At 36.6% G+C, this 20777-nt stretch carries 22 protein-coding genes; 14 read left to right on the top strand and 8 right to left on the bottom strand.

What is annotated here, in order from left to right; all coding sequences use genetic code 11:
* Positions 1–120: 120 nt before the first annotated feature.
* Together NP781_RS23410 and NP781_RS23415 are read right to left on the bottom strand one after the other, a co-directional pair.
* Positions 121–1035, bottom strand: coding sequence for an EamA family transporter (locus tag NP781_RS23410; RefSeq protein ID WP_221681327.1), 915 nt, complete (start codon positions 1033–1035; stop codon positions 121–123).
* Positions 1036–1053: 18 nt separating this feature from the next.
* Positions 1054–1617 (bottom strand): GNAT family N-acetyltransferase, encoded by a 564-nt coding sequence (locus NP781_RS23415; protein WP_202342698.1) that lies wholly within the window; start codon positions 1615–1617, stop codon positions 1054–1056.
* Between the two features lie 156 nt (positions 1618–1773).
* On the opposite strand from NP781_RS23415, the gene NP781_RS23420 reads away from it, so the two are divergent.
* The 5 genes from NP781_RS23420 (at position 1774) to NP781_RS23440 (ending at position 5155) form a co-directional block, all read left to right on the top strand.
* The gene (locus NP781_RS23420) at positions 1774–2721 is read left to right on the top strand and encodes a carbohydrate kinase family protein (RefSeq protein ID WP_257520924.1); all 948 of its coding nucleotides are present in this window, start codon (positions 1774–1776) and stop codon (positions 2719–2721) included.
* A 20-nt stretch (positions 2722–2741) separates the two neighbouring features.
* Positions 2742–3173, top strand: coding sequence for a protein-tyrosine phosphatase family protein (locus NP781_RS23425; protein ID WP_257520925.1), 432 nt, complete (start codon positions 2742–2744; stop codon positions 3171–3173).
* Between the two features lie 118 nt (positions 3174–3291).
* Complete coding sequence (locus NP781_RS23430) at positions 3292–3495, top strand: PLDc N-terminal domain-containing protein (RefSeq protein WP_004233126.1); 204 nt, start codon at positions 3292–3294, stop codon at positions 3493–3495.
* Positions 3492–4376 (top strand): ABC transporter ATP-binding protein, encoded by an 885-nt coding sequence (locus NP781_RS23435; RefSeq protein WP_221681331.1) that lies wholly within the window; start codon positions 3492–3494, stop codon positions 4374–4376. Before NP781_RS23430 ends, NP781_RS23435 begins: the two co-directional genes overlap by 4 nt.
* Positions 4373–5155, top strand: coding sequence for an ABC transporter permease (locus NP781_RS23440; RefSeq protein WP_221681332.1), 783 nt, complete (start codon positions 4373–4375; stop codon positions 5153–5155). Before NP781_RS23435 ends, NP781_RS23440 begins: the two co-directional genes overlap by 4 nt.
* A 50-nt stretch (positions 5156–5205) precedes the next feature.
* On the opposite strand, the gene NP781_RS23445 is transcribed toward NP781_RS23440, so the two are convergent.
* Together NP781_RS23445 and NP781_RS23450 are read right to left on the bottom strand one after the other, a co-directional pair.
* Positions 5206–5859, bottom strand: a complete 654-nt coding sequence (locus tag NP781_RS23445; RefSeq protein WP_257520926.1) for a GAP family protein — start codon at positions 5857–5859, stop codon at positions 5206–5208.
* Entirely contained in the window at positions 5856–6626 is a 771-nt protein-coding gene (locus NP781_RS23450; RefSeq protein ID WP_373880531.1) for a MerR family transcriptional regulator, read from the bottom strand. The genes NP781_RS23445 and NP781_RS23450 overlap by 4 nt, the downstream gene beginning before the upstream one ends.
* Before the next feature lie 170 nt (positions 6627–6796).
* Between NP781_RS23450 and NP781_RS23455 the strand changes: the two genes are divergently transcribed.
* A complete protein-coding gene (locus tag NP781_RS23455; protein ID WP_221681335.1) occupies positions 6797–7501 on the top strand; it encodes a CBS domain-containing protein in 705 nt (234 codons plus the stop codon).
* A 24-nt stretch (positions 7502–7525) separates the two neighbouring features.
* Here NP781_RS23455 and NP781_RS23460 read toward each other — a convergent pair whose 3' ends face one another.
* Positions 7526–8245: a YetF domain-containing protein gene (locus NP781_RS23460; RefSeq protein ID WP_202342701.1), complete on the bottom strand. Its 720-nt coding sequence runs from the start codon at positions 8243–8245 to the stop codon at positions 7526–7528.
* A gap of 102 nt (positions 8246–8347) precedes the next feature.
* Here NP781_RS23460 and NP781_RS23465 point away from each other — a divergent pair, with 102 nt between their 5' ends.
* Positions 8348–9556, top strand: coding sequence for an MFS transporter (locus NP781_RS23465; protein ID WP_257520928.1), 1209 nt, complete (start codon positions 8348–8350; stop codon positions 9554–9556).
* 26 nt (positions 9557–9582) lie between these two features.
* On the opposite strand, the gene NP781_RS23470 is transcribed toward NP781_RS23465, so the two are convergent.
* Positions 9583–10269 carry an adenine nucleotide alpha hydrolase family protein gene (locus NP781_RS23470; RefSeq protein WP_036075307.1) on the bottom strand — a complete coding sequence of 229 codons (687 nt, stop codon included), beginning with the start codon at positions 10267–10269 and terminating at the stop codon, positions 9583–9585.
* Between the two features lie 564 nt (positions 10270–10833).
* Here NP781_RS23470 and NP781_RS23475 point away from each other — a divergent pair.
* Genes NP781_RS23475 through NP781_RS23505 form a run of 7 tightly spaced genes read left to right on the top strand, consistent with a single transcriptional unit; the run spans position 10834 to position 16609 of the window.
* Positions 10834–13245, top strand: a complete 2412-nt coding sequence (locus tag NP781_RS23475; protein WP_257520929.1) for a Na+/H+ antiporter subunit A — start codon at positions 10834–10836, stop codon at positions 13243–13245.
* Positions 13235–13657 carry a Na(+)/H(+) antiporter subunit B gene (locus tag NP781_RS23480; protein ID WP_257520930.1) on the top strand — a complete coding sequence of 141 codons (423 nt, stop codon included), beginning with the start codon at positions 13235–13237 and terminating at the stop codon, positions 13655–13657. Before NP781_RS23475 ends, NP781_RS23480 begins: the two co-directional genes overlap by 11 nt.
* Positions 13658–13660: 3 nt before the next feature.
* Positions 13661–13999 (top strand): Na(+)/H(+) antiporter subunit C, encoded by a 339-nt coding sequence (locus tag NP781_RS23485; RefSeq protein WP_004233143.1) that lies wholly within the window; start codon positions 13661–13663, stop codon positions 13997–13999.
* Positions 13992–15497: a Na+/H+ antiporter subunit D gene (locus NP781_RS23490; RefSeq protein WP_257520931.1), complete on the top strand. Its 1506-nt coding sequence runs from the start codon at positions 13992–13994 to the stop codon at positions 15495–15497. The genes NP781_RS23485 and NP781_RS23490 overlap by 8 nt, the downstream gene beginning before the upstream one ends.
* Entirely contained in the window at positions 15497–15979 is a 483-nt protein-coding gene (locus tag NP781_RS23495; protein ID WP_257520932.1) for a Na+/H+ antiporter subunit E, read from the top strand. The genes NP781_RS23490 and NP781_RS23495 overlap by 1 nt, the downstream gene beginning before the upstream one ends.
* A complete protein-coding gene (locus tag NP781_RS23500) occupies positions 15979–16263 on the top strand; it encodes a Na(+)/H(+) antiporter subunit F1 (protein ID WP_004233151.1) in 285 nt (94 codons plus the stop codon). Before NP781_RS23495 ends, NP781_RS23500 begins: the two co-directional genes overlap by 1 nt.
* Positions 16241–16609 (top strand): Na+/H+ antiporter subunit G, encoded by a 369-nt coding sequence (locus NP781_RS23505; protein ID WP_004233152.1) that lies wholly within the window; start codon positions 16241–16243, stop codon positions 16607–16609. The genes NP781_RS23500 and NP781_RS23505 overlap by 23 nt, the downstream gene beginning before the upstream one ends.
* Before the next feature lie 200 nt (positions 16610–16809).
* Here the strand turns inward: NP781_RS23505 and NP781_RS23510 are convergent, their stop codons facing one another.
* Positions 16810–17523, bottom strand: coding sequence for a DNA-binding response regulator (locus NP781_RS23510; protein ID WP_257520933.1), 714 nt, complete (start codon positions 17521–17523; stop codon positions 16810–16812).
* Positions 17524–17537: 14 nt separating this feature from the next.
* Positions 17538–20546 carry an ATP-binding protein gene (locus NP781_RS23515; protein ID WP_257520934.1) on the bottom strand — a complete coding sequence of 1003 codons (3009 nt, stop codon included), beginning with the start codon at positions 20544–20546 and terminating at the stop codon, positions 17538–17540.
* Positions 20547–20777: the final 231 nt, after the last annotated feature.

Consider the following 20777-nt stretch of genomic DNA (forward strand, 5'->3'; position numbering starts at 1 on the left):
AAAAATTACATTTGCATTCATCATAGCGAAGTGCATAATGGTAAGCAATGGCATTTCATTAAAGTTCAAAAAAACTCCTTAAAAAGGAATCATTCCATTTTTAGGGAGTTTTTTGTCGTTTTATAAATGTGCTTCTAATAAGCTATCCTTTTGTTGACGTTGTGCAACAATAGTTGGCAGCATCATGCCAGCAATCACCAGTACAATCCCGATAATTTGTACAGCAGTTAAAGGTTCATGCAAAACAATAACGGAAACAGTAACAGCCACTGGTAATTCAATGGCGCTTAAAATAGAAGCAAGCGCACCACCGACTTTAGGGATAGCAATCGAAAATAGATAAATCGGTAAAATGATACCGAAAAGACCTAGTGCTAGTCCATATTTCCACAGGCCTTGCATGAATAGTTTACCGTTCCAAATAACCTCGGGGCTTAGGAAAATACTGATCATAATAAGGGCTATAGAGGAAACGATTAATACCCTTGATGTGGTAGTCACGCCCTCGACAGGTCGAGAATTAAATTGAATAAAACATGCAAAAGTAACGGCTGCTGTAAAACCGAATAGCCATCCTTGAATAGGAATGTCACTTAAATCTACATTTAATACACCTGCAGCTAGAATCGTTCCGATAAATAAGATGACGATTGAAATAACTTCAGGTCTACTTGGTAATCTTTTATGGAGGGCACAATCAATCAGTAGACCAATCCATGTAAATTGGAATAACATGACTACTGCAAGAGAAGCAGGAAGATACTTTAAAGATTCTCCGTACACGATACCTGTTGTCCCTGTAAAAATTCCCGCACATATTAAAATAAGTAAACCCTTCTTGGACGGTCTTGGTAATTTTCTGTCAGTAAAAATAAAGATGGATATTACGAGTAAAAAGCCAATAATATATTGGCTTGATACAGCCTCTGCTGATGTAAAGCCATGCTGCATAGCTACTTTGACAATAGTCGACAAGATCCCGTAACTACTAGATGCAATAACAATCAAAAGAGGGTAAATCAAATTGTTTTTCATATATTAGTTATTCACTTCCTAAAACTGTTTAACCATATGGTGAAATGGCTCATCAATAATTGACCAAGGCTCCGTAATAACAAAGCCTAGTCGTTCATAAAGACGGCGAGCTTCTTCTTTTTGGGTTTCAACATTTAATGATAATTTTGTATAACCACGCTGCTTTGTCAGCTCTTCGGCAAATTGTAATAGCAATGTTCCGATTCCTTTACCACGTGCAGCTGGTGCAACACAAACTGTATCAATGTAAGCCTCGTCTTCATGGGCTTCCTGGTCAATAACAATCGATGGTGCATTTTTTGCTTCAAGCCATTTAACAAGGTTAGCATCCATATGAACTGCTTGTTGACCGTGATAATAAACGAGAATCCCCAAAATCTGTTCACTTTCAGTAGCGACAAAAGTATTTAAATAAGAATGTCGATTGTCTTCTTGTTGAAAAAGAACAGTCAGCTCTTGTATTACAGCCTCCGTTGATTGCTCACCAGTTAACCGATTAGCAATATCGCCAATGGCGTCGATAATTAAAGGCACAACAGCATGGGCATCTTGTGGTTGCGCTTGTCGAATTGTAATACTCATTTTGATAATCCCTACCTTTCTATAGGCAAGTATAACAAAGATAGGGGATGACTCAAGTTATCCATCCTCTCGTAAAGAAATGCCAAAAGTAAAAACCTTTATAGAATGACAATTTTCGTGTTAATCTATAATGACTAGACTTTCAGGAGGACTATCATGACAAAGCAAGAGAAGGATTTTATATTAGTCTATGGAGATGCTTTTATTGACTATATTGCTGATGATGTAACAAACTCATCATTTACTAAATATATGGGTGGCGCAACGGTCAATGTTGCAGCGGGTATTAGCCGCATTGGTGCGCCTTCCGCATTAATTACAATTACGGGTGATGATGAGGGCTCGCAATTTGTGAGAGATGGGCTTGCCCAAGAGGGTGTGAAACTGGATTATGCCGTATTTGATCCAGCAAAACGAGTAAGTGGTGTTTATGTGCATCTAACAGAAGCATGTGAGCGGATTTTTAAGGATTATGTTGATGAAACACCCGATTTACAAGTTGAACCATCACAGCTAAATGAAGCAGCTTTTAAGCATGCCTCTGCTTTAACGGTGTGTTCAGGCACAATGTTCCATCCAACAGCTCTTGCTACAACACGAGCAGCAGTAGAAATGGCTAAGGACAAGGGTGCGATTATTGCAATGGATGCAAATATCCGTCCTTTACGTTGGAGCAGTGAAGAAATTTGTCGAGATACGATTACATCATTTTTCGAGGATGTCGATATTTTAAAGGTGACGGATGATGAGTTATTCTTCCTGACAGAGACAAGTAGCTTAGAAGAAGGTATCGAGCAATTAAATAGCTATTTAGTGCCTATTATTTTAATTACCGTAGGAGAGAACGGGACTTATGCGGTCCTTAATGGTGAGGTTATCCATGTACCGACTGAGAAAGTAGTGCCTGTGGATACTACAGGTGCGGGAGATGCATTTATGGCAGGTGTCCTACGTGATGTCCATTATAATGGTTTACCTACAACAAAAGCAGAACTAGTGCGTTGTACAAGCTTTGGCAACAAATTAGGCGCTTTTGCCGCAACAAAAGCAGGTGCTTTAACGGCTCTACCATATTATGAGGATATTAAGCATTTACTAAAATAAACATGTGAGGCGTGGAGAATATGGAGAAAAACTACGATGTTTTAGTAAAGGATCAACTGTTCTTTGGCGGTGCAAAAGATGCAGAGGCTGCATTTACACAAGAATCCGTTGATGTTGTGATAGATGTTCGTGTTCAAGGGCTATCCCTTCAAGAGCAGGAAACAGTTCCTTATTCTTATAAACATATGCCTATAGCAGATGAAGATAGTGAGGTAGCATCATCCATCCAACAAGTAGCGCAAGAAGTTGCTATAGCCTTTGAGACAGGGCAGAAAGTATATGTTCACTGTGGAAGTGGGGGTGGACGTGCAGGTGTTGCAGCTACTGCTATCTTAATGGAGTTGGGAATGGCTGATTCGTTAGAAGCAGCACAGTCAGCTGTCAAAAAAGCTCGTCCAGTAGTAACTATACGCCCTAAAATGGAGGACGCACTGCAAAAACTTTATAAATAATTGAGAAGATGTACTAATTAAGGTACATCTTTTTTTATGGTGTAAGAGATACTTTGTTCTATACATATTAGAACAAAGTTGTTATAGTTAGTGTATAACAAATAATGAGGTGATCTGTATGATGGAGGAATTAGCAAAAGTTCCATGGGCAGTTATAGCACCGCTCATCATCGTTCAAATTATTTTGATGATCGTAGCACTTATTGATTTACGAAAAATTCATGCAACAAACGGCCCTAAAATTCTTTGGGTGTTTATCATTCTATTTGCTAATCTATTAGGGTCAATTGCGTACTTTATAGTGGGGAGAAAGCAGTCATGACAACTTTACTTCAAGTTACAGGTTTGACCAAGCAATTTGCAGAGCACAAAGTTGTAGATGCTATTCATTTCAACTTAGAGGAAAAAACTTCTACGGCTTTAATTGGTCCGAATGGAGCTGGCAAGACAACCACTTTATCTATGTTAACGGGACTTTTGAAACCGACTGCTGGAAATGTAAAGATGCTAGGTAATGATTTACGTGCGAATATAGGTTTTTTACCACAATATCCACAATTTCATCCTTGGCTAACTGCGTTAGAGTTTACAGAAATGGCTGCAAAGTTGAATGGTGTAGCAGCCAAAAAGGCTAAATTAGAAGCCCAAAAAACCTTAGAATTTGTAGGGTTAGGGGATGCCCAACATAAAAAAATAGCCTCTTTTTCAGGTGGGATGAAGCAGCGACTTGGTATTTCCCAAGCAATAGTGCATAAGCCTAAATTACTGCTATTAGACGAACCTGTTTCAGCATTAGATCCAGTTGGCCGTAGAGAAGTACTTGATTTATTAAAAGGACTACAGCAAGAGACGACTATTTTATACTCAACGCATATTTTAAATGATGCTGAAGAAATGACAGATCAACTATTATTCTTGCAAAATGGAAAACTAGTAGAGCAGGGCACATTACGTGAAGTACGGCAACGTTTTGATGAGCAAAATTATGTCATTGAATTTGGCAGTGAAGAAGAAGCTAAGCTTTTTGCAAATCCGTCTAATCATGTAATAGGTTGTAATGTGTATATTGAGATCGTGAATGAGGAGCCGACGATGAAAATGTTGCTTCAACGGTTAAGTGAATGTCCTTATACAATTAGAAAGGTAGAGCGACAGACAGCATCTTTGGAAGAAATTTTCATGAAGGTGGCGAAAAAGGCATGAGAGGATTCAATGTACTTCTGCAAAAGGAATTTAGAGAAGCATGGAGGAGTTGGAAGTTTCTATGGATTCCTCTAGTGTTTGCTCTGCTTGGAATGAGTGATCCACTAACAAACTATTATATGATGGATATTTTAAATGCTGTTGGGAATGTACCAGAGGGCTTTGAAATGTTGATGCCAGAATTAATGCCACTGGATTTAATTCAAGCTTCTATCGGGCAATTTCAAACGATTGGCTTATTGGTGATGATGGCTTCGTTTGTAGGAGCTATTAGTAAGGAACGTGCTAATGGTATGGCAACATTACTATATGCTCGGCCCATTTCATTTGGCGCATATTTTTTAGGTAAATTTGTTGTTATGAGCACCATTTGTTTGGTTAGTATTTTAGCTGGGTTTGCTGCAAGTGTCTATTATACAACTATTCTATATGGAACGTTGGACGTGAGTGCACTGTTAGTAAGCTTTTCTACGTACTATATTTGGTTGCTATTTGTGATAGCTGTTACGTTAATGATGAGTGCCAGCTTTAAAACAGTTATTGCTACAACGTGTGCATTTACAGTGATCTTTGTTGGGCAAATTATCGATATGATTATAGGAATCTTTTGGACAATATCACCGTGGAAACTAGCAAGCTACGGAATTGCAAAATTTCGAGGAACAATAGAGATATCAGATTACTGGTGGAGCTTAGTCATTACGCTAGCATTGACAATTATCTGCATCGGCATTGGTATCGTGATGATGAAAAGAAATGCGTCTATGACAAAAATCTGAAGAGAAAACGGTAAAAACCAACTTATAATGGATTTTTACCGTTTTTTATTTTAAATCATCCTACCATTTATAAGTAAAATCAATCCCACAAAGAACATAATCCAAGAAAGGGTCGAACTTGTTCTTTGATCAAAAAGTTTTTGAATTTTTCTTAAAGGTTTATTCATAAATCGGCGGAATAATAGATGTAAGCATAGTAGGATGATCCCTGGTGCAATCATTACTAAATTGTATCCTGCCAATAAAGGTAACCATTCATAAAACACTATTTGATTACTCGTTAAAATACCTATTGCCGCGAAATAAGGAAGAGCGGTTGCAACTTCTAAAATAGAAGTTGTGAAACCTAAAGCTACCATAGAGCTCACATGTAAAGATTTTGGTTTAGGTGATCCATTTGCCGTTCTTTTTGGTACTAACCAACTGCCAATAAATAAAACTCCTCCTACAATGGTCATGATTAATCGAGCTGAGTAACTATCTAGTAAATTAGAAATAGGGCTGAATATGACACCTAGACCTAACATTAAAAAAATCCCAGTACTAAAGTAAAACAACCCAACAGTCATTAAATAGGTTGATAAAAGGCGGGTCTGCTTTTTTTTAGCCACAAGCAATATATAGACGGATACGCCAATTATAGAAGGACTAAACATGTCTAACAAAGCTAAGGTGCCAATCAGTAGCAACATTTCTATGTTCATGATTGTGACTTTCCTAACGCCTGTTTTTTTGTTTCATAAACATGAAAAGCCTGCTCTATAAAATGTAGAAATTCTTCCTCTAAAGGATATAATCCTATTTGTTCAGATTTATAAGTAGATTTTCTTATCGTCCACATCTTCTCTAAAAATTCATCATTTCCGTTATATTCTACCTTGGCCTTTTCCATCATTCGTTTAATAATAAACTGCACGGAATCGGCTTCAGGGCTTTCCTTATGAAGCTGCTTTAATTGACCTAATAAACCAATCCACTCTAAAGAATTAGGATCATTTTGATTTAAATTGGGTAATTTTCGGAAAAGTTCTATTTCCGTAGCTGCAAAAATCTGCTGGCGGAAGGCTTGCTTATTATCTCGTTCTTGATTTGAAAGCTTAATGTACTTTTGGATAAGGGACTCTGTTAACCCACCTTCGATAGACGAAGCATTCTTTAATCCAAGGATGGTGTTCTTCATCTGCTGTAGTTTCTTTTGCTCTTCTGCTACAAAAGCTAACTGATGGTCTAAACTTGCTTCCCAATTCCATGAATTATGGATAAGTGTCTGAATTTCTTTCAACTTGAAGCCTAATGCCTTTAAAAATACAATCTGTTGTAACGTTTTGAGCTCGTTCTCTCCGTAAATCCTATGTCCTCCCTCAGTCTTTGCTATAGGAAGTAACAAGCCGATCTCCTCATAGTAACGTAATGTTCGAACAGAAATGCCAGTTTGTTTTGATACATTGTGAATCGTAAGCAAAGTAATCACTCCTCCTTTCATGCCATTATATAAAATGACGTAACGTCACTTTCAAGAGGGATTGTAAAACTACTTCCTTGGAATCTCTATAACTTAGGAATATAATGGGTGTGTAACTCGAAATTTGTCAAATAACTCGGAAAATATATAGACTACTATAGAAAGAAGGGACATGAAAAGTGGGAACTGAAAATTCCGATCGTTTCCTGACAGCGTTTAATCGAATAGATCATAGACTGAGAGATATTGTAGGTGCTAAGGATTTTATGCCTTTTTATCGGCTGATTGATCAAGCGAAGAAAAAGGATGTCTTGGTGAAGAAATATGAAGATGATCTGCGCTCATATGCAGACTTACGAAATGCGATTGTGCATCATCGTACATCATTACATTATGTGATTGCAGAGCCCCATACTGATGTTGTAGAACGAATTGAATACATAGATGCTACCCTTGCTAAGCCAACGCTTGTAGGGCAAATGTTCCGTAAAAGAGTATTGATTTTTCAAGAAAATGATTCTTTAAGACATGTTTTAAAAGTGATACGTCAGCGCAAATATACACAATTTCCTGTTTATTATAATAAGCAGTTTAAGGGGCTAATCACAACAGTTGGAATCACAAATTGGCTTGCGTCAAAGATGGGTGGCGATCATTTACCGAAAAAAATACCAACACTGCATGATATCTTATTGCATGAGAAAAATAGAGTGAATTACAAATTTGTCAGTAGAACGATATCCATCTATGAGGCTGAGGAAATATTTAAACAAGGAGTCGAAAGAGGGAGACGCTTTGAGGCATTATTAATAACGGAGCATGGTCAACCACATCAAAGATTACTCGGTATTATTACGCCCTTAGATATTGTCAAAATTGATTAACAAAAAACGAGACTAGACAAGCAATTAAGGGCTTGAATGTCTCGCTTTATCTTTTAAGCTGATGTACAAGGAACCATTTGTTTGGACTTGAGCAAAATAAACTTCTTCTACAGAATGCACATTTTGCTTTTTCAATTTCTTTAATACCCAGTCTTCTGTCAGCTCAAGTTCAACAATATTCTCAGTAATAAGTTGACCATCAGAAATAACTTCAGTAGGAAGATAGGTAGGTGGTGATACATCTGCTTTAACATCCTGCTTTGTAGCCACTTGTTCAGAGGTTTTTTGTAGCACACTGAGCTTTCCATTCGTTTCTAGTAAGGCATACTCAACATCTTGTACGGAGAAAATGGCTTGTTCACGTAGCATCATTGTAAGCTCATCTAGATGAAGACGGTTTTTTTGCAATGCAGATTCTAATATAAGACCCTTTTGAATAACAATCGTTGGTTTATCATCAACGAGAACGCGAGCTTTTTTAGATTTAATCGTAATAACGGTCATCAAATACGTTAAAGCACTCCACCAAACGAGCGAAATCAAACCATCTAAAAATGGTGTTTCTTCCTGAGAGGCAATTTCTGAAGCGATCGAACCAAATGTAATACCTGTAATATAGTGGAAGAATGTTAACTGGCCTAGTTGTTTTTTCCCAAGTATACGTGCCAAAATTAGTAAGGCAAAAAACGAAAGTGTTGTGCGTAGAATCATTTCCCAAAAGTGAGCATGAATAAAGCTTTCCATGCATATATCAACTCCTTTTACAGCTGTCGAACTATAGCTTGTGCAAAATGGTCGATAGTATGCGACAATCCTGTTTAAACAAAATAAGAGTGAGGTGGCAACATGAATAAACAATTAAATGTAACAAATCCAATCTATCCAATTATGATTGCAATCGGTGTTGCTCACCTTATCAATGATACGATGCAAGCTGTTATCCCAGCGATGTTTCCGATATTTAAGAGTGAATTAGGATTGACCTTTACACAAATTGGAATGATTTCTTTTGTATTAAACATATTTGCTTCTGCATTGCAGCCTGCGGTAGGCTTTATCAGTGATAAAAAACCAATGCCTTATGCTTTACCTATCGGTATGATTAGTTCATTTATAGGGATTGCTATTATAGCGTTCACAACGCAGTATTGGATTATTATTATTGCAGTATTATTTATAGGCTTTGGGTCAGCTATCTTTCACCCTGAGGGATCAAGGGTTTCCTTTATGGCAGCTGGATCTAAACGAGGACTTGCGCAGTCTATTTATCAAGTGGGGGGAAATTCAGGGCAAGCACTGGCACCATTAATAAGTGCTTACATCTTTGATATTCTTGGACAACGTGGGGCTGCGATCATATTAGTCATTGCTACGTTTGGTATTATTTTATTAAGTAAAATTGCTACATGGTATAAAAAACAATTGGAGCAGGAGCGTACAACCAAGAAAAAGCGTGTACTCGTTTCAACATTGCCTCCATTAACAAAGAAACAAGTTGGAATGGCATTAACATTATTATTTACAATTATTTTTGCACGATCATTTTATACAACAAATATAACAAGTTTTTATGTGTTTTATCTAATGGATCACTATGAGGTTAGCCTTCGACTAGGGCAAATATTAATATTCACATTCATGGCATTTGGTGTAGTAGGTACCTTTTTCGGAGGCTCTTTATCAGACCGTATTGGTAGGAAAAATGTCATCATCCTTTCTGTAGTTGGCCCTATGCCATTTTGTTTGGCATTGCCATATGTACCATTATGGGCGGCTATGATATTTTTAGTTATTATTGGTACGTTGATTATGATTAGCTTCTCCGTAACGGTGGTCTATGCACAAGAGTTAGTCCCAACAAAAATTGGCACAATGGCTGGTTTAACAACAGGATTTGCTTTTGGTATGGGCGCAATAGGGGCAATGGTTATCGGCGTTTTAATGGATCATAAAGGCATTGATTTTACAATGATTGTTGTTTCATTATTACCTTTATTATTACTAGTTGCCTTCTTCTTACCGAAGGATAAACCTGCTTCAGCTGCTGTCTCATAAAAAAAACGCGTATCTACGCGTTTTTTTTATTGTCTTAATGGAGCTAAAAATTCTGCTGGCAATTTTTCCTGATCGATTACATAGCCCTCTGAAATATGAACTTCATGCATTTTATCGTTGTAAGTAAATTTAAAGATGCCGTTGTCAAAATCTGTGCCAATTTCTTTGAAGAATATACCTTCAATCGATACATACTTAGGACATGTAAATGCTACTTTAAAGTTCTCCTGTTCTTTAATTAAGTAAGCACGTACTCCTTTTTCATATGTTTCATTTGCATCATCGTCTGTTGGGCGTTGAACAGCTACGATATGAAAATCAACAAAGGGAACTTCCTTTAACAGTACGTTTAGGAACGAGCCTTTAGTGATTTCCTCCCAACGGCTTTGTGCGCTTTGCCCTACGATAATTTGCGAAATGCTATAATTCTTTGCGACCTCTGCAATAACCTTTTGTATGGGGCGTTTTTCATTATCTTGCAAAATAAATTTTTCGACCTCAAGCTCATCTGATAACTTTTTCCATTGCTCTATATAACTAGATTTCTCTGCGTCAAATGCATCAAGGGGTTGCGAATCGACTGAAAGAATATAAAGTGGGCAATCAAGCATTGTGGCCATCTTATGACCACGACGAATCAAACGTTCGCCATTTAAGCCGTAGTAAACACAAACTAATATACTTTCATCCAAACGCCCTTTTACATGCTTCATAAAAAATGTACACCTCTTATCTGTTGGTATTTTGTTAATTTCACTGTTGATTTTGAAAAAATTATCCTAAAACAGCTAAAATCAATGCTGTTACAGTGCATTATGCTCATTTATATTGTATACTTAAAAATGTATAAAAGTTAACGAAAATGTATTGGAACACCCTTGAAGGATTAAGCTTAAATCAATAATTAGAGATTATTTAATTTATGCATTCTGTGCATCTATGCTAATTTGCTTTCATATGCCACACTATTATGCAGTGAGTTAAATAGATAGTCAAGTGTCTTCATTATGCTGATATTAACTGAGTTGTAACTGTATAAATTATCTGATTTTCCACAAGTTATTTAGGCTTGCATCGGGTTAGAAGTGACTAAATAACTAAAATAACCGTTTTTATAAACAATTAGGCACTTTAACACCCCACCACATTCCATTAAAAAATTTCAAGAATACATCTAATATGTTACTTAGCTTGAACAAATTTCTAAAGTCTTAGCACTTTACATGCCCATCACCACAAAAATTTGCTAGATGATTTAGATAGTAGGAGGTTTTCATTTGGTCACAGTTCTCATTGCGATACTTTTGCCATTTGTTTGTGCTGCTCTAATTCCATTGCTTTACAGGCGACTAAGGCGTGTCACACATCTTGGCTGGTTTGTTTTATCTGTTCCATTCATCTTGTTTCTTTTACTCGCTCGCTATATTCCTCAATTAGCCGAGGGTAAAACCTTTATTCATACATATGAGTGGATTCCCTCTTTTAATATAAATTTCACAACTTACCTAGATGGACTCAGTATGATTTTTGGTCTGCTGATTACAGGTGTAGGTAGTTTAGTCATTTTATATTCTATTTTTTATTTATCAACGAAAGAATCTCTTCATCACTTTTACTGCTATTTATTACTATTCATGGGCGCTATGCTTGGCGTTGTTTTTTCAGATAACCTAATGGTATTATACACATTTTGGGAACTGACAAGTGTGTCATCATTCCTATTAATTGCATTTTGGCATCATAGAAAGGCATCTCGAGCTGGAGCCAAAAAAGCTATGATAATTACAGTCTTTGGCGGACTCTCAATGCTTGCAGGTTTCTTAATGCTCTATGTAGCTTCTCATACATATAGTATTCGTGAAATTGTTGCTAATGTAGAGGTTATACGAGATCATGCCTTATTTACGCCAGCACTTATTCTAATTTTACTTGGGGCTTTTACAAAATCTGCACAATTTCCTTTCCATATTTGGTTGCCTGATGCTATGGAGGCCCCAACACCTGTTAGTGCTTACTTACATTCCGCAACAATGGTAAAGGCAGGCATTTTTTTAGTAGCTCGTTTTTCACCAGTTTTTGGTGGAGAGGCTGTGTGGTTCTGGCTAGTTAGTGTTATAGGCCTAGTTACATTATTCTGGGGTTCATTTAATGCAGTCCGTCAGACGGATTTAAAAGCATTATTAGCCTTTTCAACAGTGAGTCAGCTTGGTTTAATTATGAGTCTCTTTGGTCTTGGGTCTGTTGGTCATTATTATGGCTATGAGGAAAACTCAATTCTGTACACTCAAGCAAGCTTTGCAGCGCTATTTCACCTTGTGAATCATTCGACCTTTAAAGGAGCTTTATTCATGATGGTTGGAATTGTCGATCATGAAGTAGGTACTCGTGATATTCGTCGATTAGGTGGCTTAATGTCTTTCATGCCTATCACTTTTACAATCGCAGTGATTGGTAGCTTCTCAATGGCAGGATTGCCACCATTTAATGGCTTTTTAAGTAAGGAAATGTTTTTTGCAGCAGTATTGGCTATTCGTGATGTAGAAGCATTCTCTATTGCTGATATAGGGTTATTTTTCCCCATCATAGCATGGGTGGCAAGTATCTTTACCTTTATCTATAGTTTGATTTTAATTAGTCGTACATTTTTGGGTAAACTACAACCAGAGAAGATTGATAGAAAACCACACGAAGCTCCACTTGGCATGTTAATATCGCCAATTATTTTATGCTTGTTGGTAGTTGGTATCTTTTTCTGCCCTAATATATTAGGGCATTATATTTTAGAGCCTGCTATGGCTAGTATTTATCCTACATTCCCAACTACAAGTGAGTTAACACCACATATTCATGCATGGCATGGCATCAATACAGAGTTATTGATGACAGTAGGTGTCATTATTATTGGAATTATCTTATTTAAAACATTAAAAAGCTGGAAGCCACTTTATCGTCTATTTTCACAAAAATATACGTTTAATACGTATTACAATCGAATGATAGAGATGAGTGAAAATGGCTCACAGAGGCTTACCAATAAATATATGACAGGTAATTTAACACATTATTTTATCTATATATATGTGTTTTTTGTTGCACTTATCGCTGGTTATTTTGTTTGGTCAGATGCTATGACCTTTAATTTTGATAAAGATTCCGCTATAGAATCCTACGAGTTAATCCTTGTGTTTGTCATGATCTTTGCAGCTGTTTGGATGATTTTCGCAAAGGGTCGGGTGACAGCCATGTTGCTAAATGGTGTACTAGGCTATTCTATTGCCTTCTTCTTTGTTATCTTCCGTGCACCAGACCTAGCTTTAACACAATTAGTTGTTGAATCGGTCACAACAGCTTTATTCCTTTTATGTTTTAAATATTTGCCAGATTTGATGCCAGAGCTACCACGTAAAAGGGTTCAATGGTCAAAAGCATTGATTTCTATTTTTGTTGGTGCAACCGTAACAATTGTTGGTTTAGCAGTAGTACACTATGATCGCTTTGAACCAGTGGCTACTTACTTCAATGATGCCTATGAATTGGCTGGCGGTTCCAATATCGTTAATACAATACTAGGGGATTTCCGTGCTTTTGATACGATGCTAGAGGTTGTTGTTCTTCTAATTGCTGGCTTAGGGGTCTATGCTCTAACAAAGCTTAAGCCACGAAAGGAGGAAGCAGATCATGAAAATTAATGATGTGATTTTAAGGACCATCACCAAAGCTGTCGTGTTCATTATTTTAACACTCGGCGTGTATTTATTCTTTGCTGGGCATCATGCTCCTGGTGGTGGCTTTATAGGTGGTCTTGTGTTAGCCTCAGGCATTGTTTTGTTGTATCTAGCCTATGATATTGAAACTGTTCATAAAGGGATGCCTTTCGACTTTAAAAAGGTTGCAGCTCTTGGTGTATTGCTTGCAACAGGAACTGCAATAGGTTCGTTGTTTTTCGATGTACCATTTTTAACACAAGCACATACGTATATAGATGTTCCTATTTTTGGGAAATTGGGCTTTTCAACTGTCACTATATTTGAAGCGGGTGTAGCTTTAACAGTGGTGGGGGTTGTTGTAACAATTATTTTAAGTATAAGTGAGGATGAGTAGCCAATGGAGTCTTTAATACTTGTTTTAGTAGGTATATTAGTAGCTGTTGCGACGTACTTAATCCTCTCAAAGCAGTTATTACGTGTTATTTTAGGCACCGCTGTTTTATCTCATGCTGCCCACTTACTGATTCTGACTATGGGAGGTTTAAAAAAAGGGGATGTACCGTTATTAGGAGAATCAGAGGGACCATATACAGATGCATTACCTCAAGCATTAATATTAACAGCGATTGTGATTAGCTTTGCTGTCACTGCTTTTGTTCTCGTTTTAGGGTATCGTGCGTACAAAACAAATGGTTCAGGGAATTTTGATGAATTGAGAGGTACGCCTGATGAGTAATATGATTGTTTTACCATTAATTGTACCGGTAATTACGGCTATTTTACTGGTGTTTTTAAAAGAGCATGTGACGCTACAACGCATCATCAGCTTATTGACATTGAGCTTTATTATTATCATCAGCGTCATTTTATTAGTAGAGATTCAAGAACAGGGTGTGATGCGCATTGACTTTAGTGGATGGGCACCACCATTTGGAATCTCATTTGTAGCCGATTCATTTGCGACACTATTAGTGTTAGTTGCAAATATTGTAGCCCTCATTTGTATGCTATATGCAATTTTTACAATGGAGCTAAGATATGAAAAAATGTATTTTTATCCATTTACCTTGCTGATGATAGCAGGTGTCAATGGCTCATTTTTGACGGGCGATATTTTTAACTTATTTGTGTGTTTTGAAGTGATGTTGCTTGCTTCCTATGCACTGATCAGCTTAGGTGGCGAAAAAATTCAGCTACGTGAAGCATTAAAATATGTGCTTATCAATATTGTAGCCTCTTGGATTTTCTTAGTAGCACTAGCTTTTCTGTATGGAACAGTTGGCACATTAAATATGGCCCATATTTCAGTTCGTGTAATGGAGGCAGGAGCTAATCCTCTTATTACAACAGTAGCGCTTATTTTCTTAATCGTCTTTAGCTTGAAGGCGGGACTTTTATTATTCTTCTGGTTGCCAGGCTCGTATAGCGTACCACCAACTGCCATTGCTGCTTTATTTGCTGCTTTATTAACAAAGGTAGGGATGTATGCACTTGTTCGTTCCTTTACATTGCTGTTCCCTAATAATCCTGAAGTCACACACACAGCTCTCGGCATCATGGCTGGAATTACAATTATAGCAGGCTGTATCGGTGCACTTTCAGGTCGTGATGTTAGAACAATAGCCTCCTACAATGTATTAATTGGCGTTGGTTTTATAATAATTGGGCTAGCAGTAGGTACAGAGTCAGCCTTACAAGGTGTTATCTACTATTTAATGCACGATATGATAGCTAAGGCTATGTTGTTTTTAGCTGTTGGCATGATGATCTATCTCACTGGGGAAACAGTAATTGATAAGATGAGTGGACTTATCCGTAACTATCCCTTTTTTGGGTGGTTGTTCTTTATAGCAATGTGTTCACTAGCTGGTATACCCCCACTAAGTGGTTTTTTAGGAAAGGTTTTAATTGGACAAGGAGCGATAGAAGGTGGCCATTTCGTTCTATTAGGTCTAGGGTTTTTCTCTAGTTTAATTGTTTTATATTCATTGTTAAGGATATTTCTTTCTTCGTTTTTTGGCGAAACCATTATTAGCCTAGAGGATGAAAAACCTTTACCTAAACGTATACTGTTGCCTTTAACATTACTGGCTGTTTGCACATTTGGATTAGGGATTGGAGCAGAAAAAATGGCACCATTTGTCACAGATGCAGCTGAAACTCTTTATACACCATCTATCTATATCGATGCAGTTTTAGATGGCGAACAATGGCAAGGTGAGGTGAATAAATAATGGCGATGCAGTTTATTTTAAACTTATTTATCGCAACACTTTGGTTACTCCTACAAGATGAAGTGACACCACAATTTTCGACATTTTTAATGGGCTTTGTTGTAGGTATGGGCATTCTATATGCGATGCATCGCTTTTATGGTACTCAATTTTATATGCGGAGAGTTTTTTCCATTATCAAGTTATTATGGTTGTTTAACTGGGAGCTATTTTTATCAAGCTATAGTGTATTAAGACAAATCACAACACCTAAGTTAAATATTACACCTGGTATTTTCACATATAAAACTGTATTAAAGGGGGATTGGGAGATTACAGCCCTTGCCTTACTATTAACATTAACTCCTGGCTCTGTCGTCATGGAGGTATCGGAAGAGGGAGATGTCTTTTATATCCATGCTATGGACATAGAAGAGTCAAAGGATGCAGTTATACGATCAATTGGAAAATTTGAACAAGCAATAATGGAGGTGACACGCTAATGATTAACAATATATTACTTCTTGCACTTGCTTTCTTCAGTATTTCCATTGCGCTGTCGTTATATCGTGTTATCCGTGGTCCATCAATGCCTGATCGAGCGATAGCTCTCGATACAATTGGGGTTAATTTATTATCGGCTATTGCGATTGTCTCTATTATATTGAAGACTAAAGCATATTTAGAAGCTATACTTATTTTGGGCATTTTAGCGTTTATCGGAACGATTGCATTTACAAAATATATAGAAAGAGGTGTGATTGTTGAACGTAAATCAAATGATTGAATGGGCAGCAGTTATCCTTATTCTTATAGGTTCCATTGTGAGTGTTATTAGCGCATTTGGAATGATTCGCCTACCAGATGTTTATACACGATCACATGCTGCTACAAAAAGCTCTACATTATCAGTCTTAACCTGTTTGTTAGGAGCGTTTATCTATTTCTGGGTGCATGACGGTTTTGTTAGTGTACGGCTCATTTTAGGTATTCTTTTCGTCTTTGTGACAGCACCCGTTGCAGGGCATTTAATTTGTCGTGCAGCCTATCGTTCTCGCGTTCCATTAGCCAAGGGCTCTGGTGAAGATGAATTAAAGTCAAAATTGTTCCCTGAAGAACATACTATAAAATAGAAGGAGAACTGTTTGCCCTAAAGCAAACAGTCTTTTTTAAAAATAGAATTGCAAAATTGATGAATAGATTGTTCACAGAGAGTGGGGAAATCCCTGCATAAGAGATGAGAGAGCAGTGGCTAGAAGGTAGTAAACATTGGACATTTCATAACATTCAAGTGAAAGGGAAGTTGATTGGTTTAATCAACTTCCCTTTCAAATTATTCTTGAAAAACTAATTGATACCCAGAGCCTCTTACCATAACAATTTTAGCTGTATGACCAGGAATCGTTTCAAGTTTTTTTCTTAAATTGCTGATATGAACTCGTAAGGCTTGTGTTTGTCCAAAGCTATCCTCGTCCCAAATAAGTCGGTACAGCTCGGCAGCTGGAAAAGCTTGATTGCAATGCTGTGCTAAAAAGAATAAAATTTGGAATTCCTTTGTTGATAAAGTTAATACAGTATCACCAATTGAAACTTTTCCTGAATGTATATGGAAGTGTAATGTATGAATAATTCTGGTTCCTTCATTTACAGAAGTATGTTCAATTGGTTGTATTAACTTTTTTTGCTGCCTTCGTTCAAGTAGCCGCTCAATTGTTTTTAAGAGTCGGTTGTGGTCAATGGGCTTTAAAATATAATCTATAGCCTGTACATTAAAGGCCTCTAAAGCATAATTTTCATAAGCTGTAACAAAGACAATATCTATATAGCTTGAAACATTTTCTATTTTAGAAGCGAATTCAAGACCAGTCATTTCAGTCATTTCAATGTCTAAAAACAAAATATCAGGTTTTAACATATCAATATTTACTAAACCATCTTTTGGATTCTGGAAGGTTCCAATAATCTCAATAGAGCCACTTGCATTTAGCATGGATTCTAATAAACGAATGGCTAAAATTTCATCATCTATAATAACTGCTTTTAACAAGCTGCTCACATCCTCTATAAAGTAATTATTGGAAATCTTATTTCAACAGTCGTTCCTTTGTTTTCGTGGCTATCAAAATAGATAGTAGCGTTGTTGAATTTTTTTAATCTTTTGGAAATGTTTAAAATACCAATGCCTTGACTAGCTGTTTTCTCACCATTTTGAATTTGCCTTAAAAGCTCTGAAGATATACCAATGCCGTTGTCTATCAGTTGGAAAATCACCATATGCTCTTCCTGCCTTATAACTAATAGTAGCTCGCTAAGCTCTTTTCTGATTTTCAAACCATGAAGAAGGGCATTCTCTACTAAAGGCTGAAGCAGTAAAGGAGGAATAAGGCATTGGATAGGCTCATCCATGCAAATATTAAATTCTAATTGCTCAGGATATCTAGTGCGATGAATATTTACATAGGCCTCAATAAGACTAAGCTCCTTTTCCAAAGGGACAAGACTGTTGGCATTTTCAAAGGCAAAACTATTACGTAAAAATGTAGCAAAATCTGTAATCATTGCCCGTGATTTATCTAAGTCTAAATAGCTTAGTGACAGAATGGAATTTAAGACATTATAAATAAAATGCGGTTTAATTTGTGCCTGTAAAAACGCGGTTTCCATCTTCACTGCTGTTTCTGCAGACTCCTTCAATAAAAGAAGATTGCGTACCCTTGTCTTTAGCTCGGTAGCATCTAAAGGTTTATGTAAAAAATCATTTGCACCAGTTTGAAAGGCTGCAATCATATCCTCTGGGCGAACAGCCGCAGTCAACATTAGAATAGGTAGCTCTGTAGACGTGTAATTTTGTCTAACCTGTTGACAAATCTCATAGCCAGAAATAGTGGGCATCATAATATCTAAAATTAATAAATCAATACTAGGTTGTTGTGTAAGGTACTCAAATACATGGTGTCCATTATCAATTGCTATAATGGAATAGTTTTCTTGTGTCAAAATATCTATTAGTACCTTTAAATTAACAGCATCGTCATCCACAATAAGAATTTTTTTCTTTCCTATTTTTTCAACAATATGTGGGAATGTTAGGAAAGGATGCTGGTATGTTTGGATTGGGATTGATGGTAATTCCTCATTTGTCGGCTGACCTTTTCGTAATTTGAATGAAAAGGTAGCACCTTGTCCGACAATAGAATCAACAAATATTTTTCCACCCTGCCGCTCGACAAGCTCCTTTGTAATATGTAAACCTAATCCACTGCCACCGATTGAATAATTGAATTGTTGGAATGGGTTAAAAATGGTTTTTAAATTTTCTGGTGCTATCCCACACCCCGTATCCTTAACTTCAATCACTAGGAATGACTGTTTCTCATAACAAGTTATATCAATTTTTCCTTCATTTGTATACTTCACTGCGTTATGAATTAAATTATATAAAATTTGGCGAAGACGGTTTTCATCAGCTTGGACAAAGGTTCCCCGTTCTATATGATTATAAATTTTGACATTCTTGCTAATCGTGTAGGAAAGCACTTCTACAGTCATATGTGCAATGGCATATAAATCAACAGATGTCATCCGCAATGTTAATTCATTCTCCTTAAGCTTTGAAAAATCTAGTAAATCATTGACTAAATAGGATAGACGTTCTGCAATATTGAAAATAAGTGATACTTTTTCTTTTTGTTCGTCCGCTGAGATAGGTAAACTATCATCCTTCAGCATAGACTGCGAAATGCCTATAATGCCATGTAAGGGCGTTTGGAATTCATGAGAGGTTTTAGCGAGAAACTCATCCTTTAATTTATCTACACGTATAAGTGCCTCCGTTAGCTTGCCTTTTTCTAAATAAGAATCTGCAAAACGATGAGAAATATATAGGGAAAGCATTGTCAGGCAAATAAATGGTAACAATGGTGGTAGAGCACTCAGTTCAAGATTAATATTTGTATTTAACGTTGCAACGATAAAATAAAGTAAAATGGCTAGGGAGCTTAATGTTAAATACATTACTCCTGTCGCGCGTTTGTAAATTGCTATAATTTGCACATAGAAAATATAAACAATATTTGCGAATACATACAATGAGTTGATGTTCTGAAATAGTGAATTAATGGATGTTGGAAAAAATGCAACAAGCATTAGAAGGGTACCTATTGCGCAAAACACTTTCACAACTAAACGGTTCATATGGTTTATTAGAGCACGGTAAAAATACAACAATATAAAAAGGCCTACAGCTATACTAGAGATCATTTGCATTTTCTGAAATGGAGCATAGGGAACATTTATAAAGTCTAGTAATAACTTTTCCCCATGAGTAAGGGTGTAGACCCCACTTGCAAAACAAAATATAGAGAAGTAAAGCTGTTCTATACCAAATTTTGAATAAAGATATGAGCCAAAAAAGTAGATAAACATTGTTAAAAAACCTGCTAGGGTAATTAAATCGTAGAATATGGCACCCTCTCGAAGCTTTGCAATACTAGATTGATCCCCTAAAAAAATGGAGCTAATAATTCCTCCTCCTGGTGCATAATCAAAATTGGCTACATGGACAATCACTTCAAGTTCTTTTTTATCAGGCGAAAAATAAGCGGTATATGGGGTATTGTGGGGTATATAGCTGCTATCCTCAGCTGGCTCTCCACTATGTCCAATTCGCTTTCCGTTAATATACAATGCGTTCGACATTCGAATGTTACTCGTTTTAATTCCTAAAATATCTTCAGTATCATCGATTAAAACCTTGAGACGATAAGTTCCACTTTCAAATACAGGTATTTGTTGCCCATCAATTGTATATTTTGTCCAAGCTGAAGGGACATTAACAAGATAGCTTTGATAAGAATCAAAGGCTTCACCGTCCACTAAATGATTCGGGATAAATGCCCACTCCCCATCTAATTTGATAGGCGTATTATCGTGAAATGAATGATGACGTAAATCCATCACACCTTCAATCGCTTGCGGCCCATGCGACTTAGGTTGAGTTAAGAAAAAGGTAATGCCTGCTATCAGCACTGAGCCAATAATAATTGCGAACAACAACGATAATTTTTTCATCGTAAAAATCCCTTTCAAATGATTTATTTGGATTATACAAGATAACTTACGGCATTAATACAAAATTCCTACTAGCCATGAAATCTAAATATTGCGAGCTTAAATAATGGCGATAATCACTATCTCTGAACACTGTTGAAGTTAAGTTGTTTTTACGATGGAGGAATAAATAATGCTAAAACGGAAAATAGTAAAGTTACTTTGTAAAATGAATGAAAACAAAAATAAATT

Origin of the sequence: Lysinibacillus sp. FN11 (genome assembly GCF_024628845.1) — a bacterium.
GTDB classification, from domain to species: Bacteria; Bacillota; Bacilli; order Bacillales_A; family Planococcaceae; genus Lysinibacillus; species Lysinibacillus capsici.

Coding starts and splice junctions, on each gene's coding strand:
- NP781_RS23410 (WP_221681327.1), bottom strand. CDS start 1,035: ATGAAAAACAATTTGATTTACCCTCTTTTGATTGTTATTGCATCTAGT.
- NP781_RS23415 (WP_202342698.1), bottom strand. CDS start 1,617: ATGAGTATTACAATTCGACAAGCGCAACCACAAGATGCCCATGCTGTT.
- NP781_RS23420 (WP_257520924.1), top strand. CDS start 1,774: ATGACAAAGCAAGAGAAGGATTTTATATTAGTCTATGGAGATGCTTTT.
- NP781_RS23425 (WP_257520925.1), top strand. CDS start 2,742: ATGGAGAAAAACTACGATGTTTTAGTAAAGGATCAACTGTTCTTTGGC.
- NP781_RS23430 (WP_004233126.1), top strand. CDS start 3,292: ATGATGGAGGAATTAGCAAAAGTTCCATGGGCAGTTATAGCACCGCTC.
- NP781_RS23435 (WP_221681331.1), top strand. CDS start 3,492: ATGACAACTTTACTTCAAGTTACAGGTTTGACCAAGCAATTTGCAGAG.
- NP781_RS23440 (WP_221681332.1), top strand. CDS start 4,373: ATGAGAGGATTCAATGTACTTCTGCAAAAGGAATTTAGAGAAGCATGG.
- NP781_RS23445 (WP_257520926.1), bottom strand. CDS start 5,859: ATGAACATAGAAATGTTGCTACTGATTGGCACCTTAGCTTTGTTAGAC.
- NP781_RS23460 (WP_202342701.1), bottom strand. CDS start 8,245: ATGGAAAGCTTTATTCATGCTCACTTTTGGGAAATGATTCTACGCACA.
- NP781_RS23465 (WP_257520928.1), top strand. CDS start 8,348: ATGAATAAACAATTAAATGTAACAAATCCAATCTATCCAATTATGATT.
- NP781_RS23470 (WP_036075307.1), bottom strand. CDS start 10,269: ATGAAGCATGTAAAAGGGCGTTTGGATGAAAGTATATTAGTTTGTGTT.
- NP781_RS23480 (WP_257520930.1), top strand. CDS start 13,235: ATGAAAATTAATGATGTGATTTTAAGGACCATCACCAAAGCTGTCGTG.
- NP781_RS23485 (WP_004233143.1), top strand. CDS start 13,661: ATGGAGTCTTTAATACTTGTTTTAGTAGGTATATTAGTAGCTGTTGCG.
- NP781_RS23490 (WP_257520931.1), top strand. CDS start 13,992: ATGAGTAATATGATTGTTTTACCATTAATTGTACCGGTAATTACGGCT.
- NP781_RS23495 (WP_257520932.1), top strand. CDS start 15,497: ATGGCGATGCAGTTTATTTTAAACTTATTTATCGCAACACTTTGGTTA.
- NP781_RS23500 (WP_004233151.1), top strand. CDS start 15,979: ATGATTAACAATATATTACTTCTTGCACTTGCTTTCTTCAGTATTTCC.
- NP781_RS23515 (WP_257520934.1), bottom strand. CDS start 20,546: ATGAAAAAATTATCGTTGTTGTTCGCAATTATTATTGGCTCAGTGCTG.